We start from the raw sequence: 746 nt of genomic DNA, 5'->3' as shown, positions 1-746 counted from the left end.
ATTATTAGGACATATATTATTACTACCACCAGTTATTCCAGCACATTTATAAGACCTCTGAAGAGGCGTTTGCATTTATTGCAGACGTTTCTTTTCATTTTTAGAAATTGTTTAAGTAAATCACATATTTTGTCCTATCCATTATGATGATTGTCCAATCCATCCTTGTCTTACGACATATATATACATAGTGAAAAGTTTTTTTCTTCAGATATTCCAATAGGAGGTGAAGTGATATGTGGGGTTTTTGTGGCGGTTACGGCGGCGGTTATAGCGGTGGTTATAGCGGCGGTTACGGCGGCGGCAGTACTTTTGTATTAATCGTTGTATTGTTCATTCTGTTAATTATCGTACTTTCCACTGTCTGCTAATGTTTAATAAGCCAAATGTTTGAGCAAAGTCAAAATAAGCATTGTGTGAGATGTTACACAGGGGTGGTGGAATGGGAACTACGTTAATCGTTGTATTGTTCATTCTTCTTATCATTATCGGAGCTTCTTTCATGGGCTAGTAAATTGCACAGTGCACAGGGCAGGTTGAGTTAATCTGCCCTTTTGTTATATAGACTTCTGTAATGAAAGAAGAATGAATTAAATGCCATTTTTCGGATTTGGTCGAAGAGACCTGTTTTTTCGTGACGGCTTTAGAAGAAGACGTTTTTTTTCTTTGAAATTGATTCGTTATGTTCATATAAAAAAGCATCTTGGAAGGATGATTTTAACTCGGAATATTCAGATTTTAACTGT

The 746-nt window shown here is 35.9% G+C and carries 2 protein-coding genes; both read left to right on the top strand.

Annotation, left to right across the window (positions count from 1 at the left end; all coding sequences use genetic code 11):
- The first annotated feature begins 236 nt into the window (after positions 1-236).
- Positions 237-371 (top strand): sporulation protein YjcZ, encoded by a 135-nt coding sequence (yjcZ, locus tag BDR01S_RS24585; RefSeq protein WP_066259479.1) that lies wholly within the window; start codon positions 237-239, stop codon positions 369-371.
- 50 nt (positions 372-421) lie between these two features.
- Complete coding sequence (locus tag BDR01S_RS25140; protein ID WP_082797582.1) at positions 422-511, top strand: YjcZ family sporulation protein; 90 nt, start codon at positions 422-424, stop codon at positions 509-511.
- Positions 512-746: the final 235 nt, after the last annotated feature.

It is taken from the genome of Neobacillus drentensis NBRC 102427 (assembly GCF_001591445.1).
Taxonomy (GTDB): Bacteria; Bacillota; Bacilli; order Bacillales; family Cytobacillaceae; genus Neobacillus; species Neobacillus drentensis.
Note: the sequence above shows the minus strand (reverse complement) of the source record. Positions and strands in the feature narration are given on the sequence as shown.